This window comes from Coprococcus intestinalis (assembly GCF_023656595.1).
In the GTDB taxonomy this organism is placed as follows: Bacteria; Bacillota; Clostridia; order Lachnospirales; family Lachnospiraceae; genus Coprococcus_A; species Coprococcus_A intestinihominis.
Genome location: NZ_JAMOKJ010000001.1, coordinates 12,086 through 33,435, shown reverse-complemented (window position 1 = coordinate 33,435; position 21,350 = coordinate 12,086). Strand labels below are relative to the sequence as shown.

The following is a 21,350-nucleotide window of genomic DNA, read 5'->3' as shown; positions in this document are numbered from 1 at the left end:
AAGGTTTCCGAAATTCCAGTCGGCGTATGCTGACTGGAATTTTGTGACAGGTTTTATGGATATTTGAATGACCTTGAGGGAGGATGAAGATGAGCAGAAATGCTACAAAAGATTTGACAACGGGTTCGCCGATGAAGCTGATTCTCGGTTTCGGCATTCCGCTTTTGTTTGGTATGCTGTTTCAGCAGTTTTACAATATGATGGACACGATCATTGTCGGAAAGTTTCTGGGTGTCAGCGCCCTGGCATCTGTTGGAGCTACCGGGTCTATTAATTTTATGATCATTGGTTTCTGTATGGGTGTCTGCAATGGTTTTGCTATTCCTGTGGCCCAGCGTTTTGGTGCAAAGGATGAGCATGGTATGCGAAAATTCGTGGCTAACAGTGTCTGGCTGTCGATCATATTTGCAGTGGTTATGGCTGTATTGGTCTGTGTTTTCTGCCGCCAGATCCTTGAACTGATGAACACGCCGGAGGATATTATTGATGGTTCCTACAGCTATATTTTTGTTATTTTTCTTGGTATACCGGCAACTTATATGTATAATCTCCTGTCAGGCATTATGCGTTCGCTGGGAGATAGCAAGACACCACTGTATCTGCTGATTTTTTCATCAATCCTGAATATTATACTGGATTTGCTGTCTATTATCGTTCTGAAAATGGGCGTGGCAGGTGCTGCATGGGCGACAGTGATCGCACAGGCCGTCTCAGGTTTTTGCTGTCTGGGTGTTATCTGGAAGAAATTCCCGATTCTGCATGTTCAGAGAGAGGAATGGCAGCCGGATAAATTTTGCATACTGAATTTGTGCAATATGGGTATTCCTATGGGATTGCAGTATTCCATTACAGCCATCGGAAGTGTCATTATCCAGGCGGCAGTGAATTCACTGGGATCTGTGGCAGTCGCTTCTGTGGCAGCGGCGGTCAAGATCAATATGTTCCTGTGTTGTCCGTATGATGCGATGGGTTCTACCATGGCGACCTATGCGGGGCAGAATGTAGGAGCCGGCAAATTTGACCGACTGAAGCAGGGAGAAAAATCCTGTACGCTGCTGGGACTTGTTTATGGTATTGCAGCCTTTATATTTATTCTGCTCTTCGGTAAATATCTGGCATTACTTTTTGTGGATGCCAGTGAGGAGGTCATTATCAATCAGGCACATCTTTTCCTGATGTGTAACTCTGCGTTCTATTTTCCATTGGCATTGGTGAATATTTTCAGATTTACCATACAGGGCATGGGATTCAGCCGTCTGGCTATTCTTGCAGGCGTGTGTGAGATGATTGGCCGAACAGTAGTAGCCTTTGTGTTTGTACCAATTTTCGGATATCCGGCAGTTTGTTTTGCCAGTCCGGTGGCATGGATATTGGCGGATTGTTTCCTTGTACCAGCTTTCTTTTTCTGTGTGCGCAGTCTGGAAAAGCGGGCGGCATTGGAAGATAGACAGGCGGTATTAGAAGATAAGCAGGAGGATAAAAATTGAAAAAGATATTAATGATCGCAACAGGCGGTACGATTGCGTCAAAAGGAACAGCAGACGGGCTGGCACCGGAGCTGACATCTCAGGATATTTTGCATTACATTCCGTCGTTGAAGGACATCTGTGAAGTGGAAACACTGCAGTTGTGTAATCTGGACAGCACCAACATTTCCATGGAACATTGGATGATGATGGCCAATGCGATTGAAGAAAAATATGAAAAATACGACGGCTTTGTGATCTGCCACGGTACAGATACCATGGCTTATACGGCTTCGGCTTTATCTTATCTGGTGCAGCATTCACCAAAACCGATTGTCCTGACCGGTTCACAGAAACCTGTGGATATGGAGATTACGGATGCAAGGGCCAATCTTCTGGATAGTTTTATCTATGCATCTTCAGATGATGCCTGCGGTGTTCAGATTGTCTTTTCCGGAAAAGTTATTCTGGGAACAAGAGCCAGAAAAGTCCGGACAAAGAGTTTTCAGGCTTTTACAAGTATTAATTATCCAAGTCTTGCAGTGATTCAGGATGGACGTAAGATTCAGTATATCCATCAGGTAAAAGCTGCAACGGCGGAGTTTTACCACAAAATGGACTCGAAAGTCGGACTGCTGAAGCTGATTCCGGGGATTGACGGGGACTATCTGAGGTATTTCCTTGAACGTAATGATGCCATTATTATTGAGAGTTTCGGTGTGGGCGGTCTGCCAATGGGTGAGCGTTATCATTTCGGTGAGGCGATTGAGTGGGGCATCAATCGGGGCAAGACCATTGTTATGACAACACAGGTGCCGAATGAGGGCAGTGACATGACCATTTATCAGGTGGGACATCATCTGAAGCAGTACGACAGTGTGTTGGAAGCTTATGATATGACAACAGAGGCTGTGGTCACGAAGCTGATGTGGATTCTGGGGCAGACAAGGGAGCCTGCGGGAATACGGAGATTGTTTTATACCACTGTTGCGCAGGACATTCTGTACAATGAAAGCAGATAGAAAAATGCAGCATGACTTTATTTGAAAAAATAAGATGTATAAACGGAAACAACAACTTAAAAAAGAGGAATCCTGTTTATACAAACGATAAAGTATAGACAGGATTCCTGCTATATTAGCTACAATAACTAAAGAAAAGATTCAAGATAAAATGCGACACCATCTTCGTTATTAGAACGGGTGACAGCCGAAGCGGCTTTCAGGAGATTGGATGTCGCGTTTTGCATTGCGACACCGCATCCGGCATAAGATAAAAGCTCGATGTCGTTATCACTGTCTCCAAAGGCCATAACTTGTTTCGGGGTAATATGAAACTGCGCAGCCAGCGCATGCAGGGCAGAGGCTTTGCTGACAGAGCCGGAGGCCATTTCTATGTAATAGCTTTCAGAAGATGTGATGTAGAGATTCGAGATTTGGGATAAGGCAGTGATCAGCTGCTGTTTCTTCGGCATATCAGGAACAATCATATCAATGCCTTCGATTTCGTTACAATGTTTCATCATAAAGTCCGGCATATCAGAAATCGGGGTGCGGGTTGTTTGGACATAATGATTCATTCGTTCGGGAACGCCGAAATCAGTTGGACAATCGTAATAAGCCTGCATCGTATAAGCATGACCGCCGATAAAAACTTCAAAGGGGAAATGTGTATCCTGCATAATGGCAAGGACGCTCATTACGACACCGGGTTTCATATCATTGGCATAAATTCTGCGGCTGTCCGGCAGTTCAAAAATACTGGATCCGTTGGAAGTAATGATATATTTTAATCCGCGAATGTTCAGAATATCCTCCGGAATGGCGGATAATGCACGTCCGCTGGCAATGACAACGAGAATGCCTTTTGAAAGTGCTTTTTCTAATATTTTTTTTGTATAAGGGCTTACTTTTCCCTGACTGTTCAAAGTGGTCCCGTCTAAATCCAGAGCAATTAATCGTAAATCCATAATATTTATTTCTCCGCAATCATTTTAAAATTCTATTTATTTCATTATAATTGAATCCCGGGTTTAAAACAAGTGCATACCTGCCCCATACCGCACATATGATTAAAAAGTAGTCAGCGATTTGCAGCGGGTATGGGAGGGCGAGTGTGTGGAAGAAAAAATCAAAGATGTTCTGGATGCTTATACGTTTCAGACAACCCGGGTCTGTCGTGGGAGAGGTGCATTTATCTGTGACACGGACCAGGGAATGAAAATTGTCAAGGCGTATCACCGGTCACCCCAGAGACTGGAGTTTGAACAGCTGGTCAAATATACAATCCGCGACAGAGGGTATTATTACGTGGATCAGTTGCTGCCGAATAAAGAGGGGCAGTATCTGAATAACAATAAGGACGGTCAGATGTACACCGTGAGAGACTGGTTTGAAGGACGTGAATGCGATGTGAAAAATGCAGCAGATGTCCTGGCAGCGGTGCGGCAGCTGGCCGTTTTGCATATGCTGATGCGACGGTGTGATTTGTCGGAGGATCGGGTGGAACAATTTAGTTTTCAGGATACCAGACAGATTTTTCTGAAGAGGAGAAAAGAATTGAGAGCTATTTACAGCTATATCCGTCAGAAAAAACAATGGAATGATTTTGAAAAATTGTATATGCAGCTGTATGGTGATTGCATGAAAGAGGCAGATGCGGCCCTTAGTGAATTAAATCAATTCGACTTTGATGGTCTGCGAAAGAAAGCTCTGGATGAGCGGACACTGTGTCACGGGGATTTTAATTATCATCAGGTGATCTTAAACCGAAAATATACGGCAGTGGTGAATTTTGATAAAATGCATTATGATATCCAGGTGAAAGATCTGTATCAATTTCTGAGAAAGGTTCTTGAAAAAAATAACTGGGACAGTTCCCTGGGAACAATGATCATGGATACGTATCTGTCTGTCAGAACACTGTCGGAGGAGGAAAGACGTGTACTGTATGCGATGTTGACTTTTCCGGAAAAATTCTGGAAAATATCAAATCGTTATTACAATTCGCGGAAAAGCTGGATTTCCAGCGTCAATTATGACAAGCTTTGTCGTTTTAAGAAAACGGAGGGACAGAGGCAGGATTTTCTGAATACATTCAAATATGCCTTTATTTTTTAGGCATCCTGGAGTATAATAAAACCAAATAAAGATAAAGGGAGGTCATTCCGATGGAGTATAAAGAAGTCTATGAAAGCTGGCTTGCGAATCCTTATTTTGATGAAGCAACAAAGCAGGAATTATTAAGTATCAAGGATGACGAGAATGAGATAAAGGAACGTTTCTATGCAGATCTGGAGTTTGGTACAGCAGGTTTGAGAGGTGTTATCGGAGCCGGAACCAACCGTATGAATGTTTATGTTGTCCGCAAGACAACACAGGGTCTGGCTAATTACATTATCAAGCAGAATGCGGCAGACAAGGGCGTTGCCATTGCATTTGACTCCAGAAGAATGTCCACGGAATTTGCCAATGAAGCAGCCTTATGTCTTGCAGCCAATGGCATCAAGGCTTACATATTTGATGCACTGAGACCAACGCCGGAATTATCTTTTGCAGTCAGATATCTTGGCTGTACAGCCGGCATCAATATCACAGCCAGCCACAATCCACCGGAATACAACGGTTACAAGGTTTACTGGGCAGATGGCGCGCAGATTACACCGCCGCATGATTCAGGGATTATGGCGGAAGTGAAGGCTGTCACAGACTATAATGAAGTAAAGACAATGAATCGTGATCAGGCAATTGCTGCCGGATTATATCAGGTGATCGGAAGTGATGTGGATGATGTTTATATCGCTCAGCTGAAGAAACAGGTGAAGAATCCGGAGCTCATCAAAGAATATGCAGATCAGATTAAGATTGTATACACACCACTGCATGGTACAGGCAATATCCCGGCCAGAAGGATCATGAAGGAAATCGGTTTCGAGAATGTTTATGTTGTACCGGAACAGGAACTGCCGGATGGTGAATTCCCGACAGTCAGCTATCCGAATCCGGAATCAGATGAGGCATTTGTCCTTGGATTAGAGCTGGCGAAGAAAGTAGATGCAGATCTTGTTCTTGCAACAGATCCTGATGCAGACCGTCTCGGTGTCAGAGTGAAGGACAGAGAAGGTATTTACCATACGCTGACAGGCAATATGTCCGGCTGTCTTCTGGCAGATTACACAATCAGCCAGATCAAGGAGAAACAGGGACTGCCTAAAGACGGCGCACTGATCAAGACAATTGTTACAACCAACATGGCGGATGCCATTGCGAAGTATTACAATGTGAATCTGATCGAATGCCTGACAGGCTTTAAATATATCGGACAGCAGATCCTGAAGTTTGAGACAACAGGTGTCGGTACGTATCTGTTTGGTTTTGAAGAAAGCTATGGCTGTCTGATCGGCACACATGCCCGTGATAAGGATGCGATTGTAGCCACAATGGCCCTTTGTGAAGCAGCTGCTTATTATAAATCCAAGGGTATGAATCTCTGGGATGCCATGGTAGATATGTATGAACGCTATGGCTACTATAAGGATGATATCAAATCTATCTCCTTATCCGGTATCGAAGGCCTTGCCAAGATCCAGTCTATTCTTGAAGTACTGCGCCAGAATCCACCGGCAGAAATCGGCGGTTATAAGGTTGTATCCAGAAGAGATTACAAGAAGGATGAGATTGTTGATCTGGCCACAGGTGAGACAAAGCCGACAGGTCTTCCGTCATCCAATGTTCTGTACTATGACATGACAGATGATGCATGGTTATGCGTCAGACCATCCGGTACAGAGCCGAAGATCAAATTCTATTATGGTATCAAAGGAACTTCCCTGGCAGATGCTGATGAGAAGTCAGAAGCACTCGGCAAAGCCGTACTGGCCATGATCGACAAAATGATGTAAAAGAACGCGCGATTCAGAACTTAAAGAAGGGATTCAAAAAAGTTATTCCGCACAGGAATAAGCTTTTTTGAATCCCTTTTCGTAGTTTTTGATTTCGCGCATTTCAGTTTGTTAATTTATAAAAACTTCTGAACCGCATTCGTAGGTTTATTGCTGCGTGTCTGTCTCAGGCCATGGCAGGAGTGTATTCTGAATTGCTGTCAGAGTATCTTCGGAAATGGTATATAGGCCGTCACTATTCTTTTCTAAGGGGATATCCAATGTTGTGGCTTCACCAAAGGTCATGTCTGCCAGATGACTTTCAAGGATGGTCAGTATCCCATCAAGATAAGTGTCGTAGTAGGCTTCTTCTGTCAGGTCGGCATAGGAGAAGTCGGCGTTTTTTTCGTTAAAAGAATGAACATAGACCTGAATGGCATCGTAATTGTCCTTCAGGATATTCAGCGGCCGGATGGACAACTGCACAGTCTGGGGACTGCCGTCTGAAGCGGGTGTTTCAGCGGTTACCTCATAGCTGGCATTAGCATAGAGCTGGTTCAGCAGAGCGATGATCCGGTCTGTGGTTTCTTCGGATGGCGTGCCGGCGCCAAAAGCTGTCATAAAAGCTTCCGCAGAGGATGTAAGCCATTGATCACGGTAAAGAGAAACATCCGAGCGGGAGACGCCGGTAAAATCCATATAGGATGTATAGTTACCTTTGTACAGGGTATCCATGATTGAAGTCACGTAGCCGCTGCTGTCAAAATTGTGCCCGCATCCTGTCAGCATCACAACCAGCAGAAGCAGACAGGGCAGAGAATATTTGAATTTCATAAACAACCTCCTTTATCATGCAACACTGCTCATTTTATCATAATTTTATGGGTGATGTGAATAAAATACCATCAATTTACATAAACTTGTCAATATAAGATAGTCTGACAGGCGTATCGGAGGGAAACATGGCGGGAAAAGTATGGAAGATAAGTATATGTATGATGCTGACGGTTTTATTATGTGCATGTACGGGAAATGACATGATGGAAAAAAAGGTGCGGGATTTGGATTTTACAGTTGTGAGTGCAGAGGATATCAGTGAGGAACTGAAGTCACATATTGATGAGCGAAAGGAAGAAACCTTTACACTGATTTACAGAGATGGTGAGAATATGTATCTGATTGTCGGATATGGCAGTCAGGAAGGCGGCGGTTACAGCATTAGAGTCAATGATCTGTATCTGGGAGAGCAGTCAGTCTGTGTCAGTACATCCTTGGAAGGCCCGGGATCCGGCAAAAACACGGAGAGCGAGATCGGAGCGGGAACTGTATCGTATCCGTACATTGTGATTAAGCTGGAGACATTGGATGCTCCCGTCATTTTTGACATATAGAGGCCGGGATATATAGGGAAAATGCTGTCGAATTTTGCGTATACGATGAAATTATGAAGAATAAAGTACTAAAAAAATCGTGAAAATCTACAAAATAAACACGTATATTGAGAAAAATAAGTCTTTTTACTGTGCAAATTGACTTTTGATGAAAAAAGAGTTAAAATTATTACAGGAGTTTTATACATTATTACCAAACAGTAGTGAAAGTCCTTTGAAAGAGGTGAACGGATTTGCAGCAGAAAGATATTATGAACGTCAGGAGAGCAGTAGATGCGAATATCGGACGCAGAGTACGTGTGAGAGCGAATAAAGGCCGTCATAAATACTCAGTTGCCGAAGGTGTGATACAGGAGAGCTATCCAAGCATATTTACGGTAAGAATCAATGCAGATGAAGATAACGCTGAGAGAGTGGTATCGTATAGCTATACAGATGTTCTGACCCGTGATGTGCAGCTGGTTATTTGCAAGTAATCCGCAGATTTCATATATAACGCATAAATCCTTTCTTACAGGCATATCAATAGGATATGGATGTGAGGAGGGATTTTTTATGTTGACAGATACACAGATGCTGCAGGCGATGCATTTCAGATCCTCAGTGGCTTTACAGGTGACACTGGATCAGGATTATAACGTGCCGGATAATAAATCGGACATTGAAAAAGTGATTGTGGAGAACGGCGAAATACAGATACAGAATATAAAGACGATGCCGGACAAAATGATTTTAAAAGGCAGTCTGTTCTGGAGAATGGCTTATTTAAAAGACCGCCAGAATTGTACACTGGATCATATGGAAGGTGAACTGCCTTTTGAAGAAGTTGTCAATATGGACGGTTTGACAGAAGAAGCGAGAATACGGGTGGATTGTGAGATGGAAGATCTGAGAGTGACCATGATCCACAGCAGGAAAGTCAGTGTCAGATCCGTTGTCAATGTAAAGGTCCATGCGTCTGCGGTGGAAGAGATACCTGTTGTCAGTGAAATATCGGATACAGAGAAACATTTATGTCTGCAGCGACGGACACTTGATGTCAGTGGGATCGCTGTACGGAAAAAGGACACAATCCGTATACGGGAAGAAATGACGCTCCCGGGTAATAAGGCCAATATGCTGGAACTGATCTGGGGTGAGGTCCAGAACCGACGCGTGGATATACGGCCCCAGGATGATAAACTGCTGCTGAGGGGAGAGGCTTCTGTATTCTGTCTTTACAGCGGGGAAAATGAAGAAAATCCTTTTGAATATGCAGAAGCAGATCTGCCATGGCAGGCAGAGCTTCCATGCAGCGGCATGAGAGAAGATATGATCGTCAATAGTCATTTACATAAAATCGCTCAGTCCCTGGAAATGAAAGCGGATATGGATGGCGAAATGCGTCTGGTGATGGCAGAGATGGTTCTGGAGATTGATCTTGAAGCGTATGAAGAGAAAAAACTGCAGACTGTATCGGATGTGTACAGTCTGAAACGTCAGTTGGTGCCGGTTTATCAGGAGGCAGCGATGCGCCGGGTATGCATTCGCAATCAGACAGAGTGTAAGTTGTATGAAAAGGTGCGCATGCCGGGAGAACATGCCGGGTTTCTGCAGCTTTGTCATCCATGGGCAGAAATCAGGATGGACCGTCTGGAACTGACGGAAGAAGGTATAAGGGCAGAGGGTGTGGCGGATGTGCATATTCTCTATGTTAATGAGGATGACCATCTGCCCCTGGATATTGCCGGTGTGATGATCCCTTTTGCCTGTATGATTGAGACCGGTGTATTGCCGAAGGATGTTTGTTTTGAAGTGCAGCCGTATCTGGATCAGATCAGTGCCGTGATGGCGAGCGGTGATACGGCAGAGGTGAAAATGACGGTTCGCCTGGATACCCTGGTCTGCCAATATATGACGCTCCATGTGATGATGGAAATCTCTGAGGGTGAGGCCAATGACGGATATATGGAATCTCTGCCGAATATGACAGGCTATGTTGTTAAAAAGGGTGATACATTATTTTCCCTGGGAAAACAGTTTTGTACAACAGCCCAGGAAATCCGGCGGCTGAATCATATTGAAAAGGAAGAGATCTCTGAGGGGGAACGTCTGCTGATCATGAAACAGATGCGTTTTTGAAAGATTCCGAAAAAAAGTATTGCAAAATTGCAGATTGTATTTTACAATTATATTGTATACACGATACACAGAGAAATACATAAGATGGGAGTTGAAACCACCTCTAAGGGGAATACAGGGGGAATCATTATGGATACGATCAGACTAAAAGCCAGAGCGAAGATCAATCTTGGATTAGATGTAGTCAGACGCAGAGAAGACGGCTATCATGAAGTTCGAATGGTTATGCAGATGCTGAAGCTGTATGATCAGATTGATATAGAGAAAACAGAGACACCGGGCATCCGGCTGACATGCAATTTATCCTTCCTGCCGACGGATGAGCGCAATATTGCCTACAAAGCGGCGAAGGTTATGATGGAGCAGTTTGACATAAAGCAGGGTGTCTGTATCCGCATTGAGAAGCATATACCGGTGGCTGCAGGAATGGCAGGCGGAAGTACGGATTGTGCTGCTGTTTTATACGGTATGAATAAGCTCTTTGATTTGCAGCTGAGCCAGAAGAAGCTCAGGGAGATCGGCGTGAAGCTGGGGGCAGATGTTCCGTATTGTCTGATGCGCCGCACTGCATTGTCGGAAGGAATTGGTGAGATTCTGACGCCGGTGGCGCCGCTTCCGGATTGTCCGATTTTAATTGCGAAACCATCCATCAGTGTGTCCACCCGTTATGTTTATGAGCATCTGAAATTGAATGAAGAGACCCTGCATCCGGATGTGGATGGCATTGTATCAGCGCTGAAGGTGAAGGATCTTTATGGTGTCACGGATCGTCTTGGCAATGTACTTGAGACTGTGACGATTCCGGAACATCCGGTCATTGCAGATATCAAGCAGCAGATGATGCAGTCGGGGGCAGTGAATGCTTTGATGAGCGGTAGCGGACCGACTGTATTCGGTATTTTTGATGATGAAGACAAGGCGAAGAAAGCCTTTGAAGATATGAAAGCCAGCGGCTTGGCGAGACAGATTTATCTGACCAGACCATTTAATCAGAAAATAAAAGGCACACGTAAGAATCAAAGAAAGAGGTAGGCAGGATGAAGGACTTTGAAATGACAATTGATGAATATCTCCCATTAAGAGATGTTGTATTTAATACATTGAGAAGAGCGATTCTCAAAGGAGAACTGGAACCAGGAGAACGTCTGATGGAGATTGCACTGGCCAACAAGCTGGGAGTCAGCCGAACACCGATCCGTGAAGCAATTCGTAAGCTGGAGCTGGAAGGCCTTGTTGTGATGATTCCGAGAAAAGGTGCAGAGGTTGCACGGATTACAGAGAAGGATCTGAGAGATGTATTGGAAGTCCGTACCTCCCTCGAGAAATTGGCGATCGAGCTTGCCTGTGACAGAATTACAGAAGATGATATCTATGATCTGAAGCTTGCATGTAAGAATTTTGAAGAGTCTTTTGGTAAGGATGATCTGACAACCATCGCAGAGAAGGATGTGGCTTTCCATGATATTATTTTCAGATCAACGAAGAATGCCAGACTGATCCAGATTTTAAATAATCTCCGGGAACAGATGTATCGTTACCGTCTGGAATATCTGAAGGATACACAGTCCCATGACAGACTGGTGGAAGAGCATCAGAGGATTGTGGATGCCATCATTGACAAGAACAAAGAAGAGGCAGTTCGCCTGATCCAGGAACATATTTATATCCAGGAGCTGACGGTAATCAAGAAGCTTCAGGAGCAGGAAGCATAAAAAAGCAGCATTTGCAGAGAATAAAGATATTGCAGCAGACAATGGTCTGCTTGCGGTATCTTTATTTTTTTAGGAGGCTTTGGAATGCACAATAAGATTGAAACTGAGCTGGAAATAAATATCCGGTATATAGAATCCCGTTTTGAAGGCTGTGCCGATGCCGTCATGCGCCGGATTCTGGTGGGTGATGAAAAGCTGGGAATGTATGTTGTTTATATGGATTCCATGTATGACCGGGATTTTATAGATGGTGTTGTGCTGAAAAGTCTCCTTTTTGATCGGATACAGCTGCCAGATCAAAATGCCGGGCAGGTTATTTTTAATAAATATCTGGCGACAGCAGATGTGAAGGAAACCAATCAGATGGAGATGCTGATTGATGAGGTCCTCAAAGGCAATACGGCGATTCTCATTGACGGCATGGCAAAGGCCATGATTGTTTCCAGTAAGAATCTGCCGGGGCGCGGGGTATCAGAGGCGGAAACAGAAGTGTCTGTCAGAGGTTCCAAGGAAAGCTTTACGGAATCTTTCAGGGTGAATACCGTGCTGATTCGGCGGCGGATCAGAGATACACGGCTGAAGAGCCGGCAGATGACCATCGGTGTCCGTTCAAAAACAGATGTGGCGTTGATGTATATGGAGGATCTTGTACGGCCGGAAATGCTTAAGCAGGTTATCAGAAAGCTGGAGAGTTTCAAAATTGATGCGATCCTTGACAGCAGTTATCTGGAATCCCTGACGGAAGAAAAATGGTACTCGCCGTTCCCTCAGTATCAGGCCACAGAACGGCCGGATAAGGCGGCCTCAGCCATTTTAGAGGGCCGTATTGTGTTGGTTGTGGACAATTCCCCCATGGTTCTTTTGCTGCCGACTGTGTTTGCATGCTTTTTTCAGGCATCGGATGACTACTATGACCGTTGGGATGCAGCGAATTTCGTACGGATACTGCGTTATGCGGCGGCATTTTTTGCAGTTCTTTTGCCGGGAATGTATATTGCACTGGCAGGCTTTCATCCGGAGGCACTGCCGCTGAGTTTTGCACTGAGTTTTGCGGCTTCCAGGGAGGGTGTTCCGTTTACGCTGCCGGTGGAGGTGGTTGTGATGGAACTGGCATTTGAATTGCTGCGGGAGGCAGGCATCAGGCTGCCGGGACCTATGGGGAGTACTTTGGGGATTGTCGGCGGTCTGATTATCGGTCAGGCGGCGGTTGATGCGCATATTGTCAGTCCGGTGGTTGTTATTCTTGTGGCTCTGACTGCGTTGTCTGCTTTTACTATTCCGAATGATCTGTTTGCATCTGCATTTCGGATGATTAAATTTTATTTTATTGCTGCAGCATCCATAGGCGGTTTTGTGGGACTGACAGCGGCCGTACTGACCGTATTGACCCATCTGTCCGGCCTAAAAAGTTTTGGTATTCCCTATATGCTGCCCTTTGTTTCGGCAGAGATGGCTCCGAAAGGCAAGTGGCAGGACAATATCTGGCGTATGCCATTAGGAAAAATGTATGAGCGGCCGTATTTTACACGGAAAGGACACAGACGCAGACTGAGAAAGGAGAAGAAAAATGATATCAGATAATCAGATGATCTCCGGGCGTCAGGCATCCTGGATCTTTATGCTGGATATGCTGGCAGCGGGGCTTTTTTCACTGACAGCAGCAAAGGAACAAGCTTCATCGCTGACAATGCTTGTGGGCAGTCTGCTGACAATTGGTCTCGTGCTGATTTATTATAAGGCATCTTTTTGTATGTTTGATCAGTATGAAAAAAAGACAGGCATCAGACTCTCAGAACAAAAGCTGCCGGGAATACTCTGCCTGCTGTGGCTGATTTTTTATCTGGCAGGACTGATATGGGCTTTGCGTTTTTATTGCGCTGTGATCGCAGACAGAATACCGGTTGCGTATGGCCGTGTGCTGCCCATCATTTTTCTGATGGCAGCGTTGATTTATGGCGCCGGAAAAGGTATGGAGGTGCGGGGGAGAATGTCAGAACTCATGGGATGGCTGATCTGTCTGCCGTTGATTCTTCTTTTTATATTTGGTCTGCAGCAGGTGATCCAAAGCGGCTGCTGGCGGTATCTGATGGTTGAAAGCGTGAAGCAGGAAGGTGGCATCAGCCTGCTTCTGATGCTGAAAAACGGTTTGGCCGGTGCGGCCTTTTTTATGCTGAGTGACCAGCCGCTGCTGTTGTGGCGGTGCATTCAAAGACAGAATCGGCGAAAAGGCATCTATCCGGTGGCCTTTGCCGGTGCAGGACTCATGCTGTTGTTTAGTACAGGGCTGACAGTCTGTCTGCTGAGTCCGGAGGGCATTGCGGGTGAGCGGTATCCATTTGGGGTGGTGCTGCAGCTGATCCGATTTCCAGGAAACTTCATCTCACGTTATGATATCTTCTTTGTCATGCTGTGGATGATGAGTTTTTTTGTTTTTGCCGGCGGCATGCTGATACATCTGACAGTGGCTGCAAAAGGACTGATCCGGACAGAAAATAAAGATGCAAAAATGGATAGAAAACTGGCACTGCTTTTTGGAATATTGATCACAGCGGGGCTTCTATGCGGCTGTTATGCAGAGCGAGAGCCTCAAAACCGCAATTATATTATGTGTATGGGCATAGACAGTGATCCGGAGGGCGGTTTAAAAATCAGTTATGGTTTTCCGGATCTTTCTGCTCTGACAGGGACGGATGCAGGGGAGGCTGAGCCGATGCGGGTAATTGCGGCAGCATCTGTTTCAGAAGCATCGGAACTTCTGAATGCATCCTCGGATAAAACAACGGATTACAGCCAGATGCCTGTTATTTTGATGGGAAAAGATTTATTTGAGGATCAGGAAAAAAGAAGCCAGGTGATGAATGAACTGGCAGATGAAAAGACCATACGAAGAACGGCACTTATTGCTCGTGCCGAACATACTGCAGAAGATATTTTACAGCTGGATGACGATGTGCATGGCTCTGTTGGGGTTTTTATCTATGAACTCTGCCAGAATAATTATGAAAATAAAGGCTGTACCATGAGTATTCTGGAAAATTTTATCGGCGGCAGGGCAGGAGATGAAACCGTGATCCCTGTGTTTGAAAATAACAGCGGTATTCCGGAAATAATCGAGCTAATTAGCTATAAATAATTCAAAAACAGAGAAAGATATGGTATAATTTCGATATAGGCTTTTATTTCCATGTGTCATTTCCGACATGATGCAGTCTGTGAAAATTGTACGCAGAGTGAATGAAATAGCCGGGAGAGAATAACGTCTGAAAGAGAAAGGAATTGATATGACAGAGAACGTCATTTTGACAGTCAGAGGCCACCAGACAGATCTTGGTGAAGATGCAACTACCGAGCTGATCGCCGGGGCGGCTTATTACTATAGAAACGGCAAACATTATATTCTGTATGATGAGATTGATCCTGAAAGCGGTGAGCAGTCAGGCAATACGATCAAGATCGGCGAGGATAGAGTAGATGTGATCCGACGCGGTGCGGGCAAGGTCCATATGGTATTTGAGAAGGAGAAGCAGATTTCTTCCCAGTACCATACACCGGCCGGAGTCATCCAGATGGAGATATTTACATCCAGACTGCGGACAAGGCAGGAAGGGGAGAACATTGAGACAGAGATTGTCTATGATCTTCATATGAATGATGTATTTATTTCAGAATGTCGTGTTGTGATCAGGGTTGCGTCTAAAGAGAAGGCCGAGCTGCATATAATATAATTATAATATAGGAGTAACAGAAGATGAAACAGAATGGAGCCGTTTATTTTTATAATTTGAATTCGGAAAGAGGGCGGCAGATCCGCATGTTGTGTCTGACACTGGGATTGAAGATCCGTGTTGTGGACCGGGCGCAGTACACAGAAGCCATCGGTGCGATTGCCGGTGTGCCGGGATATTCCCTCAGCGGAGAGACTTATAAAGGCGAAGGTTTTGAAGATGAGATGCTGATCCTGAAGGGATTTACCGGCGGTATGCTGGATAGTTTTCTTCACGGCTTCAGAAAGATGAAGATTCAGCCGGTTGCGTTGAAGGCGGTTTTGACAGAGGCGAATTGCGGCTGGAATTCACTGGAACTTCATGATGAGCTTGTGAAAGAGCATGAGAGTATGCACAGTCAGACACCGTCCGAAGTGACAGACAATAAAGAGACAGAATAGGGGGAGTTAAGATGTCGGATCATTTAATTATTGCTTTAAACAGAGAGTACGGCAGCGGCGGTAAGGAGATTGCCGAGAAGCTTGGCAAACGTCTTGGCCTTAAGGTCTATGATGAAGATATTGCGGATCTTGCGGCAAGACGAAGCGGTATCAGGAAAGATTATTTCGAGAAAGTCGATGAGAAGCCGACAGACAGTTTTCTGTATATGCTGGCGATGAATACTTTTACGATGAATACATCCATGAATCCTTTTGAGAATACTTTGTCCAGTGACAAATTGTTCAACAAGCAGGCAGAGGTTATTCAGGAGATCGCTGACAAGGATGACTGCATTATTGTCGGACGATGCGCAGGCTATATTTTGCGTGATGAACCGAAGTGCGTCAGGATCTACATCAGTGCAGACAAGGATTTCAGAACGAAGCGCATCATGGCTTCGGATCATCTGGATGAGAAGGAAGCACAGAAGAAGATTCATTCCATGGACAAGAAGCGTGACAGCTATTTTGGCTATTATGCAGGACAGGATTGGAAGGCGTGCCATACATATGATCTGTCGATCAGCACCAGTTCCCTTGGCATTGACAAGGCAGTGGATCTGATCTGTCAGTACATTGATATCAAGTTTAAGTAAATTACCATTTACTTTTTATGAAAAAAGGGCTATAATAACATTGTCATGACCGATATTGACTGGTTGTGACCGACAATGATCGATAATGATCGACACAATCTATGGAGGAATTTTTTATGTTAGTATCAGCAAAGGAAATGCTTCAGAAAGCGAAAGCAGGTCATTATGCAGTAGGACAGTTCAACATCAACAACCTTGAGTGGACAAAGTCTATTCTGCTGACAGCTCAGGAGATGGATTCACCGGTTATTCTCGGTGTGTCAGAAGGTGCAGGCAAGTACATGTGTGGATTTAAGACTGTATCTGCTATGGTGAAGGCAATGATAGAAGAACTGAATATTACAGTTCCGGTAGCTCTTCATCTTGACCATGGCACTTATGAAGGCTGCTATAAATGTATCGAAGCCGGTTTTTCATCTATCATGTTTGATGGTTCAAGCTACCCAATCGATGAGAATGTTGCCAAGACAAAGGAATTAGTCAAGATTTGTGCTGAAAAGGGTATGTCTCTGGAAGCAGAAGTTGGTTCCATCGGCGGCGAAGAAGACGGTGTTGTTGGTATGGGCGAATGCGCAGACCCTGATGAGTGCAAGGCGATTGCAGATCTTGGTGTGGACATGCTGGCTGCAGGTATCGGCAATATCCATGGCAAGTATCCGGCTAACTGGCCTGGACTCAGCTTTGAGACACTGGCAGCTGTACAGGAGAAGACAGGTGCGATGCCTCTCGTTCTTCATGGCGGTACAGGTATTCCTGATGATATGATCAAGAAAGCCATCAATCTTGGCGTAGCAAAGATCAATGTTAACACAGAGTGTCAGCTTTCATTTGCTGCTGCTACAAGAAAATATATCGAAGAAGGCAAGGACCTTCAGGGCAAGGGTTACGATCCTCGTAAGCTGCTTGCGCCGGGTGCTGAAGCAATCAAAGCAACTGTCAGAGAGAAGATTGAATTATTCGGTTCTGCAGGCAAGGCATCTGAATAACACAAATAATAAAGGCGGTTTAGAAGCATCGCAATAGAGAAATCCCAATCGATTATTCGGTACATGTGTGTCCGGATGATCGATTGGGATTTTTAGCTTTTCAGGATAATTTGAATGCCGCTTACATATGATGGATATGTATAGAGCGGGAAGTGACATTTGAAATGAGACGTAAGACAGGTCTTCTGTTTTTTATTTACGCGAGCAACGAGCCAAAGTCCGTGCTTGCACGAGACTTAGGCGACCGCCGCGATAACTTGAGAAACTCGCGGAGCGTGTTCCTCATAGTTGTATTGACAGCAACAGTGATCATAACATGTGCGGGCTGTTTGGGCGGACAGCAAAAATACAATGGTCATTCAGTTTTAGGCGGATTTTCAAAAGTGTCTCAAAAAGCATTTTCAAAAGTTCTTTTTCATCCGGATTTACAGAAAAAACCAATGATCGCCCTGACTTTTGATGACGGACCAAAAGCCGGAGTGACAGATTGGCTTCTGGATGAATTGGAGAAACGAAATGTGAAAGTGACATTTTTTCTCATCGGCAGTCAGGCAGATCTTCCGGAAAACAGGGAGACTATCCGGCGGATGGCAGAAGACGGACATCAGATCGGGTGTCATACCTATCACCATGTGCAGATGACTACATTGTCTGAAAATCAGCAGAAACAGGAAATCCTGCAGTGGTATCAGGCTGTTTCGAGCATTATCGGAGATTTCAGTTATGCAGTCCGTCCGCCCTATGGCTGTGTCAATAATGCTGTCTGCAGAAGTCTGAATGTGCCGGTGATCCTGTGGTCGGTGGATACCGAGGACTGGACGGGAAAAAGTGCCGGTGAGATCGCAGATTATGTGATTTCCGAAGCAAAGGACGGCGACATTATCCTGCTGCATGATATCTTTGAAGAAAGTGTTCAGGGGGCGGTGATGGCGCTTGACGATTTAATGCGCAGAGGCTATACTTTTGTTACAGTGAATGATTTGCTGGCTGACAGGGATATTGCCATTCAGAGCGGAAAGGTCTATCGTCAGGCGGCACAAGGAGGAAAATGATGAAGATTGGTTCACATGTGGGAATGAGCGGCAAGGAGATGTTTCTTGGTTCTGTGAAGGAGGCATTGTCTTACGGGGCGGATACATTGATGGTTTATACAGGTGCACCGCAGAATACAAGGCGCAAAGCGATAGAGGAACTCCGGGTGGAGGAGGGCTGGAATCTGATGAAAGAGAAGGGAATGGATGAGATTGTCATCCATGCACCGTATATTATTAATCTAGCCAATACAGTGAAGCCGGAGACCTATGAACTGGCGGTAGAGTTTCTTGCCAAAGAGATTGAGCGGACGGCTGCCATGGGGAGCAAGGTACTGATCCTGCATCCCGGGGCTCATGTGGGGGCCGGTGAGGAAGCAGGCATCAGGCGGATCATTGAAGGACTGAATACCGTGCTGACGGCCGATACGCCGGTGAATATTGCGCTGGAGACCATGGCGGGAAAGGGCAGTGAGATTGGACGGAATTTTGAAGAACTGGCAGCCATTTATGAAGGTGTTCGATACAATGATAAGTTAAGAGTATGTTTCGATACCTGTCATGTTCATGATGCTGGCTATGATATTGTGCATGATTTTTCAGGTGTGATGTCGCAGTTTGACAAGGTGATCGGGCAGGATCAGATTGCGGTTTTCCATGTCAATGACAGCAAGAATCCATGCGGCGCCCATAAGGACCGTCATGAGAATTTTGGTTTTGGAGAGATTGGTTTTGAGGCACTGATGCAGGTAGTGAACTGTCCGGATTTTGAGCAGATACCGAAGATACTGGAGACACCGTATATTCCGGATGCTGAGAACAAGAAGAAAAGTTACGCACCGTATAAGTTTGAAATCGAGATGATTCGAAAGGGACTCTTTGATGCACAGCTCAAAGAGAAAATCCTTCAGGCAGCGAAGTAGGAAGGTAAATGTTAGATGCATCAGATGAGGGAGAGAATTTTATGGAGAGATTATCGATGAGAATTCCTGAGAATGCCGCAGTAATTTTAAAGGGATTATCTGAGGCGGGATATGAAGCCTATGTGGTAGGAGGCTGCGTAAGGGACAGTCTGCTTGGTCGTGAACCGAAAGATTGGGATATTACCACATCCGCAAGACCGGAACAGGTAAAGGCCGTATTTGCGCATACCATTGATACAGGAATTGAGCATGGTACAGTGACAGTGATGATAGGCAAAGAAGGTTATGAAGTTACGACGTACCGTATTGACGGAGAGTATGAGGACAGCCGTCATCCGAAAGAAGTCCAGTTTACCAGTCAGCTTTTAGAGGATTTAAAGCGTCGCGATTTTACGATTAATGCCATGGCGTACAATCCGGATAGAGGAATTGTGGATGCCTTTGATGGTATCGGCGATTTGGAACGAAAGATCATCCGCTGTGTCGGTGTGCCTCAGGAACGTTTTGATGAGGATGCATTGCGTATCATGCGTGCAGTGCGCTTCTCTGCACAGCTTGGTTTTGAAATTGATGGACCGACAAAAGAAGCGATTACAGAGAAGGTACAGCAGCTTGAGAATATCAGCGCGGAGCGTATACAGATGGAACTGGTGAAGATTCTTGTGTCGGACCATCCCGAATACATGCGCCTGGCCTGTGATCTTGGCATTACAGCGGTTGTTCTGCCGGAATATGACAGAATCAGGGGTGTCAGCCAGCATACGCCGAACCATATCTATGATGTGGAAGAACATACCCTTCGGACGATGATGAATATTGTGCCGGACAAGGTTCTGCGTTTGACCATGCTGATGCATGATTTTGGCAAGCCAGATGTGAAAAAGGTGGTTGAAGGCGGTCGTGAGATTTTTTATAAGCATCCGGAGGTTAGTGCCGCCTATGCAGAGAAAATCATGCGCAGACTTAAATTTGACAACGATACCCGGACAAAAGTTGTACGACTTGTCAAGTGGCATGGCTTGAAATACGATGCTTCCGAAGTCAGTGTCAGAAGGGCACTAAACAGAGTCGGACAGGATATCTTTGAGGATTTCATCAAAGTCCAGCATGCAGATATTGAGGCAAAGAATCCGGCAGTTATTCCGGGCAAACTGGCTTTACTGGCAGAGAAGGAGAAAACATATCACAAAGTGATCGCGGAAGGACAGTGCTTTACCGTGCGTCAGTTAGCCATCGGTGGATTGGACCTGATCAGGGCCGGCATCGAACCGGGACCGTTGCTTGGAGCAGTACTGGACAAACTGACAGAGGCTGTCATCGATGACCAGAGGATGAACAACAAAGAAAAACTGTTGGAATTGGCCGAAAAGCTTAAAGATGATCCGGCCGTATTTACTCCAAAAGAGGATTTCTTTATGTAAAAATGCGCGCGGTTCAGAGGTATTGAGTTGCGAAGCGTCTGACATAAAAAAACTGTCGGATTTCGAAAAATCCGACAGTTTTTTTATTCGGCTTTGCTGAATTTACCTTTGACTTTCTGCCAGAAAGTCTTCTTAGGTGGTGTTACCAGTGCAGGGCCTCTTAAGCTCTTCACACTGAGAATGTAGATACCGCCGACCATGGCTCTGATCTCCTGTTTCACAGGAATCATATCAAAAACCTTCTCATCACACATGAATGTCATGATACGCGGACCGACCTTAGCTTTAACAATCGGGACCTTGGAACGGCGCATCATCTTCGGTACGTTGTCGATGACAACCTTCGGAAGATTGGCCTCACTGATCTTCATGCGCTTTTTATCAATAACCAGTAATGTCATTGGCTGGGCAGCGTCCTGAAGCTGCTGCTGGGCATCTGCTGATTTCTTCTGCTGCTTGTTTCCCCATACACCAACAATTACAAGTGCGATAATCAGAATGGCAAGAATAACCAGAGTGACGATCCATGCGGTGCCAAGGGCTGCAATAGGTGCTATTGTCACGTTACTTCCTCCTTTAATACATTTCAAATCAATCGAATTTAAGTGTAGCATTTTTTC

21 protein-coding genes are annotated in these 21,350 nt (G+C 45.2%); 18 read left to right on the top strand and 3 right to left on the bottom strand.

The annotated features are described in order from the left end of the window. Nucleotides 1-89: 89 nt before the first annotated feature. Both NBH03_RS00150 and NBH03_RS00145 read left to right on the top strand, forming a co-directional pair. Entirely contained in the window at nucleotides 90-1,487 is a 1,398-nt protein-coding gene (locus NBH03_RS00150; RefSeq protein WP_250795328.1) for an MATE family efflux transporter, read from the top strand. Next, on the top strand, nucleotides 1,484-2,488 hold the full coding sequence (locus tag NBH03_RS00145) for an asparaginase (RefSeq protein ID WP_250795322.1): 1,005 nt from the start codon (nucleotides 1,484-1,486) through the stop codon (nucleotides 2,486-2,488). The genes NBH03_RS00150 and NBH03_RS00145 overlap by 4 nt, the downstream gene beginning before the upstream one ends. Before the next feature lie 128 nt (nucleotides 2,489-2,616). On the opposite strand, the gene NBH03_RS00140 is transcribed toward NBH03_RS00145, so the two are convergent. Then, nucleotides 2,617-3,435: a Cof-type HAD-IIB family hydrolase gene (locus NBH03_RS00140; protein WP_117539951.1), complete on the bottom strand. Its 819-nt coding sequence runs from the start codon at nucleotides 3,433-3,435 to the stop codon at nucleotides 2,617-2,619. Between the two features lie 148 nt (nucleotides 3,436-3,583). Here NBH03_RS00140 and NBH03_RS00135 point away from each other — a divergent pair, with 148 nt between their 5' ends. Continuing rightward, nucleotides 3,584-4,585 carry a CotS family spore coat protein gene (locus tag NBH03_RS00135; RefSeq protein ID WP_208728563.1) on the top strand — a complete coding sequence of 334 codons (1,002 nt, stop codon included), beginning with the start codon at nucleotides 3,584-3,586 and terminating at the stop codon, nucleotides 4,583-4,585. A 50-nt stretch (nucleotides 4,586-4,635) separates the two neighbouring features. Continuing rightward, nucleotides 4,636-6,366: a phospho-sugar mutase gene (locus tag NBH03_RS00130; protein WP_250795318.1), complete on the top strand. Its 1,731-nt coding sequence runs from the start codon at nucleotides 4,636-4,638 to the stop codon at nucleotides 6,364-6,366. Between the two features lie 147 nt (nucleotides 6,367-6,513). Here NBH03_RS00130 and NBH03_RS00125 read toward each other — a convergent pair whose 3' ends face one another. Then, nucleotides 6,514-7,179, bottom strand: coding sequence for a hypothetical protein (locus tag NBH03_RS00125; RefSeq protein WP_250795307.1), 666 nt, complete (start codon nucleotides 7,177-7,179; stop codon nucleotides 6,514-6,516). A 128-nt stretch (nucleotides 7,180-7,307) separates the two neighbouring features. Here NBH03_RS00125 and NBH03_RS00120 point away from each other — a divergent pair, with 128 nt between their 5' ends. From NBH03_RS00120 to NBH03_RS00055, 14 genes are all read left to right on the top strand, one after another. Further along, nucleotides 7,308-7,736: a protease complex subunit PrcB family protein gene (locus NBH03_RS00120; RefSeq protein WP_015513634.1), complete on the top strand. Its 429-nt coding sequence runs from the start codon at nucleotides 7,308-7,310 to the stop codon at nucleotides 7,734-7,736. A gap of 251 nt (nucleotides 7,737-7,987) precedes the next feature. After that, nucleotides 7,988-8,212 (top strand): Veg family protein, encoded by a 225-nt coding sequence (locus NBH03_RS00115; RefSeq protein ID WP_147322299.1) that lies wholly within the window; start codon nucleotides 7,988-7,990, stop codon nucleotides 8,210-8,212. A 79-nt stretch (nucleotides 8,213-8,291) separates the two neighbouring features. Then, nucleotides 8,292-9,857, top strand: coding sequence for a DUF3794 and LysM peptidoglycan-binding domain-containing protein (locus tag NBH03_RS00110; protein ID WP_250795303.1), 1,566 nt, complete (start codon nucleotides 8,292-8,294; stop codon nucleotides 9,855-9,857). A 129-nt stretch (nucleotides 9,858-9,986) separates the two neighbouring features. Then, complete coding sequence (gene ispE, locus NBH03_RS00105; protein ID WP_250795298.1) at nucleotides 9,987-10,889, top strand: 4-(cytidine 5'-diphospho)-2-C-methyl-D-erythritol kinase; 903 nt, start codon at nucleotides 9,987-9,989, stop codon at nucleotides 10,887-10,889. Between the two features lie 5 nt (nucleotides 10,890-10,894). Next, a complete protein-coding gene (locus NBH03_RS00100) occupies nucleotides 10,895-11,569 on the top strand; it encodes a GntR family transcriptional regulator (RefSeq protein ID WP_250795290.1) in 675 nt (224 codons plus the stop codon). 84 nt (nucleotides 11,570-11,653) lie between these two features. Beyond that, the gene (locus NBH03_RS00095) at nucleotides 11,654-13,150 is read left to right on the top strand and encodes a spore germination protein (RefSeq protein ID WP_250795288.1); all 1,497 of its coding nucleotides are present in this window, start codon (nucleotides 11,654-11,656) and stop codon (nucleotides 13,148-13,150) included. Continuing rightward, nucleotides 13,137-14,702: a GerAB/ArcD/ProY family transporter gene (locus tag NBH03_RS00090; protein WP_250795283.1), complete on the top strand. Its 1,566-nt coding sequence runs from the start codon at nucleotides 13,137-13,139 to the stop codon at nucleotides 14,700-14,702. The genes NBH03_RS00095 and NBH03_RS00090 overlap by 14 nt, the downstream gene beginning before the upstream one ends. A gap of 148 nt (nucleotides 14,703-14,850) precedes the next feature. Beyond that, nucleotides 14,851-15,294 (top strand): YwiB family protein, encoded by a 444-nt coding sequence (locus NBH03_RS00085; protein WP_015513640.1) that lies wholly within the window; start codon nucleotides 14,851-14,853, stop codon nucleotides 15,292-15,294. A gap of 23 nt (nucleotides 15,295-15,317) precedes the next feature. Continuing rightward, the gene (locus NBH03_RS00080) at nucleotides 15,318-15,734 is read left to right on the top strand and encodes a DUF3783 domain-containing protein (protein ID WP_117527371.1); all 417 of its coding nucleotides are present in this window, start codon (nucleotides 15,318-15,320) and stop codon (nucleotides 15,732-15,734) included. 11 nt (nucleotides 15,735-15,745) lie between these two features. Next, nucleotides 15,746-16,369 carry a cytidylate kinase-like family protein gene (locus NBH03_RS00075; RefSeq protein WP_250795281.1) on the top strand — a complete coding sequence of 208 codons (624 nt, stop codon included), beginning with the start codon at nucleotides 15,746-15,748 and terminating at the stop codon, nucleotides 16,367-16,369. Between the two features lie 116 nt (nucleotides 16,370-16,485). Then, nucleotides 16,486-17,355, top strand: a complete 870-nt coding sequence (gene fba / locus NBH03_RS00070) for a class II fructose-1,6-bisphosphate aldolase (protein ID WP_250795280.1) — start codon at nucleotides 16,486-16,488, stop codon at nucleotides 17,353-17,355. Between the two features lie 383 nt (nucleotides 17,356-17,738). Continuing rightward, nucleotides 17,739-18,407 carry a polysaccharide deacetylase family protein gene (locus tag NBH03_RS00065; RefSeq protein WP_250795279.1) on the top strand — a complete coding sequence of 223 codons (669 nt, stop codon included), beginning with the start codon at nucleotides 17,739-17,741 and terminating at the stop codon, nucleotides 18,405-18,407. After that, nucleotides 18,407-19,309 carry a deoxyribonuclease IV gene (locus NBH03_RS00060; protein ID WP_117539964.1) on the top strand — a complete coding sequence of 301 codons (903 nt, stop codon included), beginning with the start codon at nucleotides 18,407-18,409 and terminating at the stop codon, nucleotides 19,307-19,309. Before NBH03_RS00065 ends, NBH03_RS00060 begins: the two co-directional genes overlap by 1 nt. Nucleotides 19,310-19,317: 8 nt before the next feature. Further along, nucleotides 19,318-20,730, top strand: coding sequence for a CCA tRNA nucleotidyltransferase (locus NBH03_RS00055; RefSeq protein ID WP_250795273.1), 1,413 nt, complete (start codon nucleotides 19,318-19,320; stop codon nucleotides 20,728-20,730). An 83-nt stretch (nucleotides 20,731-20,813) separates the two neighbouring features. On the opposite strand, the gene NBH03_RS00050 is transcribed toward NBH03_RS00055, so the two are convergent. Further along, nucleotides 20,814-21,293: a hypothetical protein gene (locus NBH03_RS00050; RefSeq protein WP_227082133.1), complete on the bottom strand. Its 480-nt coding sequence runs from the start codon at nucleotides 21,291-21,293 to the stop codon at nucleotides 20,814-20,816. Between the last annotated feature and the right edge of the window lie 57 nt (nucleotides 21,294-21,350).